General features: G+C 35.7%; 14 protein-coding genes. 3 read left to right on the plus strand and 11 right to left on the minus strand.

What is annotated here, in order from left to right:
• Positions 1-45: 45 nt before the first annotated feature.
• The 9 genes from AN960_RS18495 to AN960_RS18535 all read right to left on the minus strand — a co-directional run bounded on the left by AN960_RS18495 (position 46) and on the right by AN960_RS18535 (position 9,911).
• Positions 46-1,467 carry an amino acid permease gene (locus tag AN960_RS18495; RefSeq protein ID WP_056474764.1) on the minus strand — a complete coding sequence of 474 codons (1,422 nt, stop codon included), beginning with the start codon at positions 1,465-1,467 and terminating at the stop codon, positions 46-48.
• Between the two features lie 180 nt (positions 1,468-1,647).
• A complete protein-coding gene (locus tag AN960_RS18500) occupies positions 1,648-1,926 on the minus strand; it encodes a YokU family protein (RefSeq protein WP_056474767.1) in 279 nt (92 codons plus the stop codon).
• Positions 1,926-3,356 carry a lysine 2,3-aminomutase gene (gene kamA / locus AN960_RS18505; protein ID WP_056474596.1) on the minus strand — a complete coding sequence of 477 codons (1,431 nt, stop codon included), beginning with the start codon at positions 3,354-3,356 and terminating at the stop codon, positions 1,926-1,928. The genes AN960_RS18500 and kamA overlap by 1 nt, the downstream gene beginning before the upstream one ends.
• A 254-nt stretch (positions 3,357-3,610) precedes the next feature.
• Positions 3,611-4,999, minus strand: coding sequence for a sigma-54 interaction domain-containing protein (locus AN960_RS18510; protein ID WP_056474770.1), 1,389 nt, complete (start codon positions 4,997-4,999; stop codon positions 3,611-3,613).
• 65 nt (positions 5,000-5,064) lie between these two features.
• The gene (gene ablB, locus AN960_RS18515; RefSeq protein ID WP_056474599.1) at positions 5,065-5,928 is read right to left on the minus strand and encodes a putative beta-lysine N-acetyltransferase; all 864 of its coding nucleotides are present in this window, start codon (positions 5,926-5,928) and stop codon (positions 5,065-5,067) included.
• Positions 5,906-7,219, minus strand: coding sequence for a peptidase (locus AN960_RS18520; protein WP_056474602.1), 1,314 nt, complete (start codon positions 7,217-7,219; stop codon positions 5,906-5,908). The genes ablB and AN960_RS18520 overlap by 23 nt, the downstream gene beginning before the upstream one ends.
• 15 nt (positions 7,220-7,234) lie before the next feature.
• Complete coding sequence (locus tag AN960_RS18525; protein ID WP_056474604.1) at positions 7,235-7,897, minus strand: 3-oxoacid CoA-transferase subunit B; 663 nt, start codon at positions 7,895-7,897, stop codon at positions 7,235-7,237.
• Positions 7,882-8,580 (minus strand): CoA transferase subunit A, encoded by a 699-nt coding sequence (locus AN960_RS18530; protein WP_056474606.1) that lies wholly within the window; start codon positions 8,578-8,580, stop codon positions 7,882-7,884. Before AN960_RS18530 ends, AN960_RS18525 begins: the two co-directional genes overlap by 16 nt.
• On the minus strand, positions 8,577-9,911 hold the full coding sequence (locus tag AN960_RS18535; RefSeq protein WP_056474608.1) for an aspartate aminotransferase family protein: 1,335 nt from the start codon (positions 9,909-9,911) through the stop codon (positions 8,577-8,579). The genes AN960_RS18530 and AN960_RS18535 overlap by 4 nt, the downstream gene beginning before the upstream one ends.
• A 398-nt stretch (positions 9,912-10,309) precedes the next feature.
• On the opposite strand from AN960_RS18535, the gene AN960_RS18540 reads away from it, so the two are divergent.
• The 3 genes from AN960_RS18540 to AN960_RS18550 all read left to right on the plus strand — a co-directional run bounded on the left by AN960_RS18540 (position 10,310) and on the right by AN960_RS18550 (position 13,837).
• On the plus strand, positions 10,310-12,151 hold the full coding sequence (locus AN960_RS18540) for a terpene cyclase/mutase family protein (protein ID WP_056474611.1): 1,842 nt from the start codon (positions 10,310-10,312) through the stop codon (positions 12,149-12,151).
• Between the two features lie 122 nt (positions 12,152-12,273).
• Entirely contained in the window at positions 12,274-12,573 is a 300-nt protein-coding gene (locus AN960_RS18545; protein ID WP_056474613.1) for a hypothetical protein, read from the plus strand.
• A gap of 424 nt (positions 12,574-12,997) precedes the next feature.
• Positions 12,998-13,837 carry a hypothetical protein gene (locus tag AN960_RS18550; RefSeq protein WP_353611588.1) on the plus strand — a complete coding sequence of 280 codons (840 nt, stop codon included), beginning with the start codon at positions 12,998-13,000 and terminating at the stop codon, positions 13,835-13,837.
• 301 nt (positions 13,838-14,138) lie between these two features.
• On the opposite strand, the gene AN960_RS18555 is transcribed toward AN960_RS18550, so the two are convergent.
• Positions 14,139-14,921: an SDR family NAD(P)-dependent oxidoreductase gene (locus AN960_RS18555; protein ID WP_056474619.1), complete on the minus strand. Its 783-nt coding sequence runs from the start codon at positions 14,919-14,921 to the stop codon at positions 14,139-14,141.
• Between the two features lie 23 nt (positions 14,922-14,944).
• Positions 14,945-15,454 carry an aromatic-ring-hydroxylating dioxygenase subunit beta gene (locus AN960_RS18560; protein WP_056474622.1) on the minus strand — a complete coding sequence of 170 codons (510 nt, stop codon included), beginning with the start codon at positions 15,452-15,454 and terminating at the stop codon, positions 14,945-14,947.
• Between the last annotated feature and the right edge of the window lie 16 nt (positions 15,455-15,470).

A 15,470-nucleotide genomic window follows, 5' to 3' on the forward strand; every position in this document is an offset into this window, starting at 1 on the left:
TTTTGCTAATGCTGTAAAGTCATACGCTAAAACTTGTCCACGTGCTTATTTCTCCAAATCACACTCACTAAGTCGAACAATTTTTGTTCTTTTTATGAGTTTATATCCGATCCACAAAATAAGGAATAATGGCAGACCTATATATGAAACGAGTACACCGTTCCAGTCAATCTTATTTCCCATAAATGCTGAATAGTTTTGTCCAAGAATTACGACCCCACATAGTACGAAAGCAAATATTGGTCCGAATGGGAACCATTTTGCTTTATACGGTAGGTCATTTAAATCCTTCCCTTGTGCAACGTAGGCTTTACGGAAACGGTAATGACAAATCGCTATGCCAAGCCAAGCAATAAAACCAGACATACCTGAAGCATTAAGTAACCAAATGTAAACAACTCCGTCACCATATAGAGAAGCTAAAAACGCTAATGTACCGACTGCCGCTGTAATGATTAATGCATTAACAGGTACACCCCTTTTATTTAACTTACCTAATGCCTTTGGAGCTTTCCCTTGGCGAGCCATATCCCACAGCATTCGAGCTGAAGCATACATTCCTGAGTTTCCAGCTGATAAAACTGCCGTTAAGATGACTGCATTCATTACAGATGCTGCAAATGCAATGCCAGCTTTATCAAAAACTAGCGTAAATGGACTAACAGCTACATCGCCACTTGCTAAATTAGGATTTGTATATGGTATTAGCAGACCTATTACAACTATAGATAATACGTAAAATAATAAAATACGCCAAAATATTTGGCGAGCCGCACGAGGTATATTTCGCTCAGGCTCCTCGCTCTCCCCAGCTGCTATCCCTAGTAACTCGGTACCTTGGAAAGAAAATCCAGCTGCCATAAAGATTCCGAGTGTCGCCATGAATCCTCCATGAAAAGGAGCATCACCAACTGTAAAATTTTTAAACCCTACTGCTTCTCCCCCAATAATTCCAAAAATCATTAAAAATCCAGAAATTAAAAAAATGATAACTGTAACAACTTTTATAATAGAAAACCAGTATTCAGATTCCCCAAACCCTTTGACTGACAGGTAATTTAACAAAAAGATAATAGCTAAAAATAATGAGCTCCATAAGAGTGAGGATGTATGTGGTAACCAGAATTTCATAACCATCGTAACTGCAGCTAGTTCAGCTGCTATTGTAATTGCCCAGTTATACCAGTAATTCCAGCCAAGCGCAAAACCAAGTGCAGGATCAACGAATTTTGTTGCATATGTACTAAAAGATCCAGCAACTGGCATATATGTTGCCATCTCAGCAAGGCTTGTCATTAAAAAGTACACCATTATTCCAATTGCTGTATAAGCCGCCAGAACACCACCTGGTCCTGCATTATGGATTGCTCCTCCACTTGCCAAAAATAGACCTGTTCCAATTGTTCCCCCTAGTGAAATCATTGTGATATGACGAGGTTTTAATCCACGCTTTAACTCTTGAGGCATAGAAGGAATATGGTTGTTAGAATCAATGACTGTTATTGTATTTACCGTATTTTTCATTAAAATACTCCTTTTCAGTCGTTTTTTGGATTCGATCATTTTCTGCTTTTAATGTCCATTGGAAGAATTAGGAAAAGCTTGAACATTAGAGAAAATGAGAAGCGAATAGTCGCTTCTCATTTCTTATTTGGAAAAATCAAAGTAATTCCTCTTTAATAATCTTTGCTGCTGGATCAACTCATTATATGAAGTTGTTTTACCAAGCAGCTTTGTGTCGATTAAGTATAATTGCTCCTCAATTGCACCAACAGTATCATCTGTTTGATATGTTATTTTACAATCTAAGCAAAGGATACATGGAGTTTCTTTAATCTCAATTGCTTTCGTACCATCAGGAAGTTCCCAGTAGACCGTATTTGTTGATTCAACTATGTTAGCTGATTCACACCACTGACATTTCATCATTCAGCGTCTCCTTGCGCACTTCCTACTAGCTTTTCACTAACTTGGATTTTTGTAAGCTGTGCTTGGAATTTCTTTTCTTTTAATTCGTCACGTTTATCGCGCTTATCTTTCAAAGAAGCATGCTCTGGGTTTGTTGCATATGTTTTACGTACTTCCATACGTTGTAAACCTTCTGGTACAAGATTGAATTTTGTTTCATTCATTAATCCCGCGATTCCTGCATTAGAACGCTTTTCGTCCATATTAGGATAAATTTCTTTAAAGTATGCTTCTGCTCTACCTGGTACGTAATTTTGTGGTTCTGGATAAGTAGTAATTACACCTTCAAAGTTACGAAGAACAACTTTATCAGCACTTTGAGAAATTAAGTAATTTGGTTGAAGAGAAATTTTTCCTCCGCCACCCGGTGCGTCTACTACAAATGTTGGTACTGCATATCCAGAAGTATGGCCACGTAATCCTTCCATAATTTCTAAACCTTTTGAAACAGGCGCACGGAAGTGTCCAATTCCTTCTGATAAATCACATTGATAAATATAATATGGACGAACACGAATTTTAACTAAATCATGCATTAGCTTTTTCATAATTGGTACACTGTCGTTAATTCCAGCTAAGATTACGGCTTGGTTTCCTAACGGTACACCAGCATTTGCAAGCATTTCACAAGCTCGTTTTGATTCCTCTGTAATTTCAATTGAAGTATTAAAGTGAGTATTTAACCAAACTGGATGATATTTCTTTAAGATATTACAAAGATTTTCAGTAATTCGTTGTGGGAACACTACAGGTGCCCTTGTACCAATACGGATAATTTCCACATGTGGAATTTCACGTAAATTTTTTAAAATATACTCTAAAATATTATCGTTAATTAAAAGACCGTCTCCACCTGAAATAAGTACATCACGCACTTGAGGATTTTTGCTAATGTAGTTAATAGCAGCATCAAGTTGTTTCTTTGGCACTCCCATTCCAATTTGTCCTGAGAAGCGACGTCTAGTACAATAACGACAGTACATTGAGCATTGATTTGTTACTAAAAATAGTACACGATCTGGATAACGATGTGTTAAACCTGGAACAGGAGAATCTTCATCCTCATGAAGAGGGTCCTCTAAATCATACTTAGTTTTATGGATCTCCGCAGAGATTGGTACTGATTGCATACGAACTGGACAACGTGGGTCATCCGGATTCATTAACGATGCATAATATGGGGTAATGTTTAGTGGAATTGTTTTTGTCGCAATTCGTACCCCATCTTCTTCGTCTGGCGTGAGGTTGATAATTTGCTTTAACTCATCCAGTGATTTGATGGTGTTTGTAAGTTGCCAAACCCAATCATTCCATTGTTCTTCTGTTACATCTTTCCACAACTCAACTTCTTTCCAATGTCTTTTAGGTGCATAGACTGCATTTACCATACTTACATCCCCTTTCAAACTGTTTGTTTTAATATAAAGCAAGAGTCGTGCCAAAAATTTACAATTATTTAATAAAAACGCCACAAATATAGAAAATTCAAACTATTCAGCCTGTTATTTTATTTTTTAAAGTTACAATCTTAAGTTTTGATCGATCTATAATGAAGCTATAATTATAAAACCGCCTAAAATTAGGCGGCTTGGCTATTGTATGAAGTGCAAAAACTAGATTTTTTAGAGGATTAAAAAGTAGTTTATACTACGATATTTAACTTTTGAATCTTATATTGAAGAGTTTGCCTTGGTATTTCAAGTAGCGCTGCAGCCTGCTGAATATTAGAATTCGTTTGTAGCAATGCTTGTTTAATAAGTGAAATTTCCATTTCCTGCATTGCAGTACGTAAAGGCTGAACTCCTTTTGTTTCAGTGCTTTTCTTAATTTGTTGTAGTTGAATCGGAAGATGTTTAACTGTAAGGGTATGCCCTTCTGCCATAATCATAGCATGTTCAATCGTATGCTTTAGTTCTCGGACATTTCCAGGCCAATTATATTGGTGGAATAACTCAAATACAGTATGCTCTACATTTCGAATATTCTTTGAGAAACGTTCATTAAATTGTTCAACAAAATGAGACGTGAGTAACTCGATATCATAATTCCTTTCTCTTAACGGTGGTATGAACAAAGAAAACACATTTAAACGATAATATAAATCCGGTCGCATGATACCGTTCTGAACGCAATCTAAAGGTGATTCATTAATTGCAGCGATTACCCTTACATTCACTTTACGGGTCTTTTGATCACCTATCCGGCGAACAACTCCATCCTCTAATACTCTTAGTAGCTTTGCTTGGAGCTCTAATGGCATCGAATTTAACTCATCTAAAAACAAGCTTCCACCATCAGCAAGTTCAAATAAACCTGCTCGATCGATTGCTCCCGTATAACTACCTTTTGTCGTACCAAATAATATACTTTCCAGTAATGATTCCGGTAAAGCAGCACAGTTTTGAGCAATAAAAGGGCCTTCACTTCTATTTGAACTATGGTGAATTGACTGTACAAAAAGTTCTTTTCCAGTTCCAGTTTCACCAACTACCAGTACTGCGGAGCCTGCATTTGCTACCTTCTCAACCTGATTTTTAACAGCTAATAAAGCAGGATCATCCGTTAATATATCTGATATCGTATATGAATAAATTTGTTTAGTTTTGCCTTGTTTAACTTGTGGTTTAATTCTCGCTTGTAAGTCTAAAACCTTCTCGCCAAGTGTTTTAATAGTTGAATAATCCTTTGCAATTTCAACAGCACCAATCAGTTGATCATCCAAAATGATTGGGATTGTCGTGTTAACTGTATCAATGAATTGACCTTTAATATTTTCATAGCGTTGAGGCTGTTGAATAATCGATTTCCTTGTTTCTAGTACTGTGAGTAAGGTACTTGTTTCTTTCGTTAAAGAAGGGAAAGCTTCTAGTACATGCTTTCCCAGAACTTCTTCAACAGAAACACCGTCATGGTCAGCCGCAACTTGATTATAAAATATAGTCATTCCATTTTTGTCGACTGCGTGAATTGCTTCATCGATACTATTTAATATGGCACTAATCATTTGATTAGTTGGAATTGTTGCGTTCATTTCATAACCATCCTTCCACTGCCGAAAACTTGGCAATTTGACGCTCATTTTTCGGCAGTTTGACATTAAAAGACTACTTTTGAAAGATCCTTCACCCATACATTCATATCTTCTAATTTATCAAAGATATAGCAGTTGTTTGTCATTCTTCCAGTATACTTATAACCTAATTGATGAAAGGCTGCGTTCATTCCATATGATAATGCTCGCGCGATCGTATAAGAGCAATAAACTGATTGGCTTCCTAAATCCTGTTCTAACTTCTTCATTAGCTCCTTCATCAATCCATGCTTACGATGCTCTTCAAGGGTTGCACAATTTGTTAACTCAGCATTTCTTTGACTGAAGTCCACTTCAGCAGATGCTGCACTTACAATATTTCCATCTTTCTCATAAACCCAATAAATAGTCCCTTCATCCATCGTTTTTTCAACATAAGCGGATTCATTTAAAGGTGTAGGGTATACCTTAAAAACTTGGCCATATAATTTAGCAAGTTTATTTGAGTCATTTTTTTCAGCTCTTCGTAAAACATAACCGTCAGGAATTACTTTTTCTTTTGACCTGTCACTCTTTAAAACCGCATCTAAAATATCATCTCCAGCAGTCCAATAAAGACTATTTCTTCTATCCTGGCTAGCATATTTCGTAACAAAAAAGCCATCACTACCTTGAAAATAGCCTTTCAGTGCAGATTCAATCATATATCCTGATTGTAAGAAGGCATATAAATGTTCACTTCTTGCTTTAATAATTAGCTTAGTAAATTTATTTTCTTTTGCTAGTTTTTCTATTCTCTCGATTAGTAGTGATACATTTCCTAAGTAAAAATCAACCCGAATTCGTTCATTAAAATAATCTAAAGCACCTTCAAAATAATAATTTTCTTGTTGAACTTTAATTGATTCATAATACTTTTTCGTTTTCATATGCTCCCTCACCTTCATGTTGTTGGCCCTCAACTCCACACCAGTCAATTAATGTACAGGCAATGATTTCTGCTGCTAAAAACATTTGATCTAAATCAATAAATTCATCTGGGTAGTGAGCTACTTTTGTCTCCCCCGGTCCAAAAACAATCATCGGGATATTTAAAATTTGTGTAAATAATCCACCATCAGTACCCCATGGTGCAGCTTCAACTACTGGGTTTTGTTTCATTGTTTCAAGATAGTTTCGTTGCAAAGTTTGCACTAATTCACTATCAGCTTCAATAGTACCTGGAACCCATCTTGCTCCAAACCACTCTACTTCTACGGGATTTTCTACGAACCAATCATCAAGATTTTTAATATGATCAATCCAATTCTCAAATTCAATTTTCGCATCTTCTAATCTTTCATTTGGTGCTACACCGAATCTTCCTTCTAAAGTTACTAGATCAGATACAGAAGATGGCCATGTTCCACCATGAATTGTCCCTATATTAATTGGAATCGGAATCGGTACTCCATCATATAACGGATCAACTATTCGTTCATTTCGTAATTGCTCAAGTTTTTGGATTTGTTGAATGATAAGTACGCTTTTTTCGACAGCGCTTACACCTTCGTAACGAGTCCCCCCATGTGCTACCTTACCTTTTACCTTAAGACGGAACCACATTGATCCTTGTTGCTTAATGAAAAACTTCATATTTGTTGGTTCAGGGATAATAACACCATCAGCTGAATATCCTCGCAATATTGTAGCAAGTGTACCCGCGCCACCACTTTCTTCCTCAATTACACTTTGAAAATAAACATTACCTTTTAGTGTAATTCCACTTCTTTTTATTGCTTCAATTGCTAAAATTAGTGCAACATTTCCGCCTTTCATATCAGTTGACCCACGTCCATAAAGCTTGTTATCTACTACTGTTGCACTGAAAGGAGGATAAGTCCATTGCTGAATATTTCCTTCTGGAACAACATCTATATGTCCATTTAAAATCATGGACTTTCCTTCGCCCGTTCCTTTAAGCGTAGCGACAATATTAGGACTACCAGTAAAACTGTCTCTAGTTGAAATAAAATAAGGATGCTCTTTCATTTCTTTTAAATCTGGTTCCCATACGTCTAAGTCCAATTCAAGTTCTCTCAATTTTTCAAGGACAATTGCTTGTGCCTTACTCTCATTACCAGACACGCTATTTTCCATTACTAGCTGTTTAAGAAGATCAATTGTTTTTTCCTTATGATTGCTTATATAATCTTGAATAACTTTTTTATAATGACTCATCCTCTTCACCCTTTTCTATATAAACATTTTTAAATCCGTACTAATTTCTAATTTCGCACCAGTTTTTTCGATTACGTCCTCTACAGTATATGGACTCATTAGTTCTTTAAGCACTAAACTGTTGTTGACTACTTCAATAACAGCCATTTCCGTTATGATTAAATCTACACAAGATTTAGAAGTTAATGGCAAACTACATTCTTTCACAATTTTTGGATTCCCAGCTTTATCGGTATGATTCATAACGACAATAACTCTTTTAGCTTTTTGAGCTAAATCCATCGCTCCACCTATTCCTGGTACGCGCTTTCCAGGTACAATCCAGTTTGCTAAATCCCCTTTTTCACTAACTTGTAATGCCCCTAAAACCGTTAAATCTAGTAAACCTCTTCGTATAATGCCAAAAGCAGTAGCACTATCAAAATAGCTAGCACCTTTTAAAACAGTAATCGGGAAACCACCTGCATTACATAAATTTTCATCTTCTTTTCCTTTTTCGGGACTTGGTCCAATTCCCATAACGCCATTTTCCGCATGGAACATAACATGTACATCTTCCGGTAAGTAATCTGGAACAATGGATGGAATTCCAATCCCTAAATTTACGATCATTCCGTTTTTTATTTCCTTAGCAGCTCGCATTGCAATTTTTTGACGAAAGTCTATTCCCATGCCCATTTCCAGTTCACTCCTTCTGATGAAATTATGTAATCAACAAACACACCTGGAGTTACGATTTCCTCAGGATTCAACGATCCAAGTGGAACTATTTCTTCCGCTTCTACAATCGTAATATCTCCTGCCATAGCCATATGTGGATTCATATTTCTTGCACTCTTATCAAAAACCAAATTTCCAAATGGATCAGCTTTCTTTGCAAAAATAATACTGACTTCTGCTTTAAGAGCTTCTTCAACTAGATATTGTCTACCTTTTACAGATACCTTCTCTTTACCGTCTTCTGCCATACTATCAAGTCCTACATCTACTAATACTCCTCCAAGCCCCATTCCTCCAGCTCGGATACGCTCTGCTAAAGTACCTTGCGGAGAAAATTCTACTTTAAGCTTACCTTCCGTCATTAATTTTCCTGCAAACGGATTCGATCCTATATGGGATGTCACAATTGACTTGATTCTTTCATTCCTTACCATTCTTCCGATGCCAATGTCCGGAAATCCAGTATCATTGCAAATCAAGTGAAGATCCTTAACTCCACTTTCAAATAATGTTTGAAGTAAGGTTGGTGGCGAACCGACTCCTCCAAATCCTCCAACCATTAGTGTCATGTCGTCATGAAAAAATTGAAGAATTTGTTCCACTGTTGCTATTTTTTTATACGTATTTCCAACTAAATTCATACGATTTCCCCCTCAGCTGCATAGATTAGTTGAGATTGTTCCATTTCCAATTCTTTTAAACTCTCTGTAAGAATTTGAAGCAATTCATCCAGTTCTTCATAAGTAATCGTTAAAGGTGGTGCAATCATGAAAGCCGAATCTTCTTTTCCGTTTTTTCCAGCAACGGAAGGATATAAAAGTAACCCCTTACACATTACTTTTTGAATAAAGGAACTTGATTTTATATCTTGAATAAATTCAATGCCGATTAACAAACCTTTTCCTCTAACATCTCCTATGAATGAAAACTTCTCCTTTAAACCTTGGAGTTTATTCATCAGATAATTACCTTTTTCTTCTGCGGCCTGTACTAAATTATGTTTCTCAACATATTCAATAACGGCCAATGAAACAGCAGCTGATAGTGGGTTAGCACTAAAAGTATGTCCACTCATTACAACCTTTGAACCTTGCATAATTGGTTCAATAACTCGATCGCTAGCAATCGTTGCAGCCATTGGTGTATAACCAGATGTTAATCCTTTTCCAAGCGTAACGATATCAGGTTGAACACCCCAATGCTCCATTGCAAACATTTTTCCAGTACGTCCAAGGCCAGTCATAACCTCATCGGAAATCAGCAAAATATCGTACTTTTCACAAATAGCTTTAATTCTTTGGTAATAACCTTTAGATGGTACAATCGCACCACCTGCAGCACCGATAATTGGTTCAGCAATAAATGCTGCAATATGTTCAGGGCCAATTCGATCAATGGCTGTTTCTAATTCAGATGCACACGCTAAATCACAGGATGGGTGCTCTAAGTTAAAAGGACAACGATAACAATACGGTGGTGAAACTGAAGGGTACTCTTCCAAGATTGGTACAAATCGTTGGCGACGTAAAGGGTGACCCGACATAGATAATGCGCCAATTGTTATACCATGGTAGCTCATCCAGCGTGAGAGGATTTTATTTTTCCCCTTCATTCCCTTTTCTTGGTAATGCTGTATCGCTAGTTTCATAGCAGTTTCTGTTGCTTCAGTACCACTATTAACAAAGAACGTCCAGTTTAAATCACCTTGAGTGATTTCACTCAGCTTCTTTGCTAGCTTCTCAGCAGGTTCACTAGTAAACTGTGAACGATAAACAAAAGATACTTGTTTTGCTTGTTCAGTCATTACATCAATGATTTCTTCAACACCATGACCAATTCCTACAGTAATTGCACCAGATGAACCATCAATATACCGATTACCATCTTTATCAAATAGGTAAACACCCTTTCCATGAGAAATCATAGGGTAATACTGTCCAAGTAATGGTTTAATTAAATAATCTCTTTCCATTTTTTATCCCCACCCTTCCTTATATAAAACGCAAAAAGCCACACTACTAAATATTGGAAATTTAAATAGAGGGTATTTTTTAGTATTCTTGCTTTCTGACATACTTCCTTTTTATTTTTTTACACTTAACCCCTGTATTTAAAAATTTAATTAGTTATTTAACTTCACAACAATCTATTTGTACAAATAGTTGCCCGCCCCAATTGATAGCCATCTACATATCTATATAAAGAAAACTCGCCGACTGACGATCCTTTTAGGTGGAGTCAGAGGCGCAGTTGCACTTATACTTAACTCCAAAAATTGGCAAAAAAGTCGATTAAGATTCCCTGCTGCCAATTTATAATTTTTAACGTAAAAGAATATGTATCACAATCAGTTGGCGGTGAAGATTAAAAATGGATTTATCAGAGAAAGTTAGAGCTGAAATTGATAGTCTAGTAGATAAAATTAAATTAGATCAAAGTGATGATGGATCATGGAGATATTGTTTCGAAAGTGGTCCTATGACAGATGCCTATATGATTATTATTTTAAGAACGATTGAATGTCATGATGAAGAATTAATTAAGAAACTAGTAAATCGTTTATTAATAAAGCAAGACTCAAGTGGGGCTTGGAAGCTTTTTGATGATGACTCAGGTAATTTATCAGTAACTGTTGAGGCTTACACTGCACTATTATTCTCGAATTATATAGAGATTTCTGATGAAAAAATGAAGAAAGCAGAAGCGTTCATTCGTCAAAATGGGGGATTGGAAAGCGTACACATCTCCACAAAATTTATGCTTGCTTTACATGAATTGTATCCATGGCCTAGGTTTTTTCCAGTTCCTCTCCTTTTAATGAATTTGCCAAAGTTTTTTCCTTTGTCCTTCTTTAAATTTAGTTCTTATGTTCGATTCCACTTTGCCCCACTTTTAATATTGGGAAATAAAAAGTTTACGATTAAAAATAAATGGACGCCTACAATACAACATTTGTTTACAAACAATAAGTTCAAAGAGATTAGTAAAAAGCGGAAATTCGCAAATATTAAAATGCCTTTTACTAAATCATTATCCAAAGTGGCTATTAAAAAGGCCGAACAGTATATTCTTCAAAATATTGAAGGAGATGGGACTTTATCTAGTTATGCCAGCGCAACTTTTATTGGAATTTATGCCCTTCTTTCATTAGGCTATCAAGTTACTTCCCCTATAATTCAAAATGCTGTTTTAGGTATAAAATCTTTCCTCTTTGAATTGGAAGATTCCCTTCATATCCAAAATTCCCCTTCGACAATATGGGATACAGCACTTACTAGTTACGCATTGCAGGAAGCAGGTGTGCCAATAAATGATAAAGCAATCGCGTCCGCTTCTAACTTCTTAGTCTCTCTCCAACATACAGTAGTTCAGAAAGATCATAGGATTTGTTTAGGAGGATGGGGATTTTCCGACAGCAATACCCAAAATCCAGATGTAGATGATACGCAAGCAGTCTTAAGAGCGACAACTGCTATCTCTTTAATAGAAGACGATTATCGAAAATCTTGGAACGCTGGAGTGAGATGGTTACTTGATATGCAAAATAAAGACGGCGGATGGGCGTCATTTGAAAAAAACAGTAGCAAATACTTAAAGATCATCTTCCCTATCCAAAATTTCGTTGATACTGCAGTTGATCCATCTACAGCAGATTTGACTGGTCGAACAATCGAATTTCTAGGATCCAAATTAAAGTTAAATATGGTTCATCCAAGAATTGAAGATGGAGTTAATTGGTTAATCAATCATCAACACGAGGATGGTTCCTGGTACGGCCGCTGGGGAATTTCTTATATTTATGGAACGTGGGCCGCTATTACTGGTATGAAAGAAGTTGGTATCCCCTCAAGCCACCCAAGTATTCAAAAAGCTAACGACTGGCTACTTACTATAAAAAAGGATGATGGTGGATGGGGTGAGTCTTGTAAAAGCGACATAGAAAGAAAGTATATCCCTCTTTCTTATTCGACAATTGTTCATACATCATGGGCTGTCGATACACTCATTTCGATCAACGATTATCCTACTAGTGAAATTGATGATGGAATAGCAAACATTTTGAACTGGTTAAAGACCCATGATAAGCGATTGACCTATCCAACAGGTGGAGGATTACCAGGTCATTTTTATATAAATTATCATAGCTATCGTTATATTTGGCCCTTATTGACTTTAAGTCATTATCTAAAAAAATATGAGACAAGTGACTAATTTGCGATATCTAGTTAAACGCCTCGTCCTTATTTTCTTTGACGGCATATAATACATTGTTGAAAAAATATTTGTGTGTATGTCATTTTAGTTAATGGTTTAAACAATAAAGGAGTGGCTTTATGGGAAATCTTGACCCAAGCTTAATGAGAGAATTTTGTGGTAAAGTTTGTGATCCTCGCAAGTTTCCACGTATTTATAGTATTCTTCGTTCATATCGCAAAAATGATTTAAAAAGCCGAGAAGGCGCATGTCATATGATTGACCGACTATCGGATTGCTGCAGTGTATCCATAACTGAGGAACAACGTGAAAACGCGGCTCAATGGCTAATGAATTGTAACGTAAACCCACAAGATCCTGATCACCAAAAAGAAATGTGGAATATGATAAAAAGCAGTAGAAGACGTTCTTGGTTTTAATTAATTGCAGACAGTAATTTTTATATTTTTTTAAATAAATGGCCTATAAGATTCCTCTTTTATATCATTATAAGGAGAATTTTATAGGCCTCTTTGTGTGGTTGGTTTTATACAAAAATTATGTGAATACGATAGTTGTATTTTCCTTTACAAAATGTTTTAAACCAACTGCGTATAAAATAATACATAGCTAGATATAAACACATAAAAACAGTACCCTGCCGCAGAAGCGTTTGGCGTTTTTATTTACTTTCTTAAGAATTTTTAAACTAGCATTGAATGCATTGTCTTAAAAAACCGTTTTCCTTATTCAAGTAAATGGCAGATTAGTTTAATAAGAAAATGTTATAATTTTTTTATTAAAAATTTAAGAAATGTAGGAATAAAAATGATGAATATAAATAAAATTAGGCGACTAATATTTGTGGGTACACTGACAATAACGCTTAGTGGCTGTGTTTCAAAAGAAGATGTTCAAAAACCAATAAATAATTATTTAAAAACAAATTATGGCTTGTCTGACAAATTTACAGTGATAGATACAGATGATAATTGGTTTGAAGGAATAGACCATCAAACACACATTGAAATTAAAGAACCTTATCGTTCGTTTGCGTATTTACAACTAGAACGTGATTCATTAAAAATTTTAGAAGATGAAAGTGATGACATCTTTTTAGAACTATTCAAAGGTGCGTATATAGAGCAACATCCTGAAGTTATAAAGGAAATGAAACATCTAGTTAAACACTATGGTTTTACAAAAGTTCCTAATAAAGTAGTAATAGGTTCAGGTTCAACAACATTTCCATATCCATACGAAAACATTGAACTAAATCTAGTTTATTGGGACGAAATGGTCGATGAGTTTAAAAAGACAAAAACAATAAACACAAATGAATTAATACCAACCTTACAACCAACGGACCCAAGAAACACTAATTCAAGATATATGGGAGTAGTGAATTTTTTGTTTGAATATGATTTAAATAAAAATGGGAATAAAGTTTCTAAAGTGCCTAAAGCAAAAGACGTAGCAAAAGAATTTCAAAAGAGTGGAATATTAACAGAAGGGATATATAACATCGAAATTTTAGTTGTAGATTATGGTGAAGAGTTTTCATCGAAAGATGAATTAGATACATATGCATTGTTTAAAGTAGACAAAAATAAAGACTATACAATAATTGCTACACCAAAATATGATGACTTAGATAAAGCAGATTATTACGGTGATTATTTGAAAAAAACACAAGGTAATTAGTATCCTTATTCAACTAAAGCAGTGCGTTAGTTGAACTACTAGAGTTGCTTTGGCAGCTCTATTTTTATTCAACAAAATGACAGTTTAGTTGCTCAAGGAAAGGTGTTTTTTATAATGCCATCGAAATAAAATCAATGGGTTACTATGAACTTCGAACGTGAAGCCCGTATCCCTTCTTGAACATAAGGAGAGATTTTGCCGACTCATCATATATACGATTTGAACTACTACCATTAATAAAAAAGAGAGTGCCCCGTAAAAGTCACCCTTTTGAGACACCCTATTCTTTATCAAAAATTCCTTAACCAAGCCCACGAACCGATAATCCGCCATCACTAGAAATGACTTCACCAGTGATCGCACGTGACTGGTCAGATGCTAAAAGTACATATGCTGCAACGTGATCTTCAGGCATTTGTGCTAGTTGAAGTGGATTTCTTCTTTTTATATTACTTGCTTTTGTATCATTATCGACGGATTTAGTGAAAGTACGTAAAGGTGGGATGACAGTTAGTGCTGTTAAAGTCCCTCCTGGCGCTACTGCATTTACACGTATATTTGGTGCTAATTCAAAAGCAAGCTGACGCATTAATCCGATTTGAGCATGCTTACTAGCCGTGTACCAAACTCCACCGCCGTCTGGGTAGAAGCTTGCACCAGATACAGTAAAAATAATATTCCCATTTGTTTTTTGTAATTCCTCTAAAGCTGCTTTTGCACCAAAAAATGATCCTTTTACGTTTATATTTAAAAGGTAATCATATGCATCTGATAGCGCATCGGGTGTCACATCAGCAAATTTTGCAAAGCCATCGAAAACGCCTGCATTCGCAATAAATACATCTAGTTTACCAAACTGTTCAACAGTCGCTTTTACAGCTCGCTCATTGTCTTCGTATTTGCTTACGTCACCTTGAATGATAAGGAGATTGTCATGTAATTCTTCTTTCATATGCTCTAGTGTTTCAAGTGATCGACCTACTATACTGACCTTTGCTCCCTCTTGAACGAATCTTCTTGTAACGGCTGCTCCTATTCCAGATGCTCCTCCTGTAATTAACACTACTTTATCTTTTAATAACATCACTTAGCCTCCTTTTTCTTTTATTAAACAAAGATTGCAAGATTTCTAGTATTAATTGTTGTTTGGTCTACAATAAATACTCTCCTGGAAAGCTTCCACTTCCCATCTTCATATGTAAACTCGTCATGACGTTCTCCAGAAATTAGATCATGGTGAATATCTGTGCTACGACTACGATAGATCAGTAAATAACTATTAACTACTGCCTTCTCTTCTTGAACTAGCTCCTTTACGCTAACATTGCTTACAAAACGGCGGGTTCTTGAAGGAGGAATTTCAGCCCACGCATAGTCAGTTTTCAATCGATCTACTCGAAGCTTTAATAATTCAATATCATCATTAAAAGTAAACATTTCAGTAGAATAGTCTGGGCGTTCAGTTCCTTCTTTATTTACGCGTACAGGCATTTGATAGATTAAATTCGAATGCATTAAACTAAACCAATCATCAAATTCAATATCATCAAGTAATTTTGCTTCATCAATTAACCACTGTTCAAATTCTAATTTTGCTAATAACTTTTCAACATTCATTTTTCTTCCTCCTTCC

The organism is Bacillus sp. FJAT-25509, from assembly GCF_001420605.1.
GTDB lineage: Bacteria > Bacillota > Bacilli > Bacillales > Bacillaceae_G > Gottfriedia.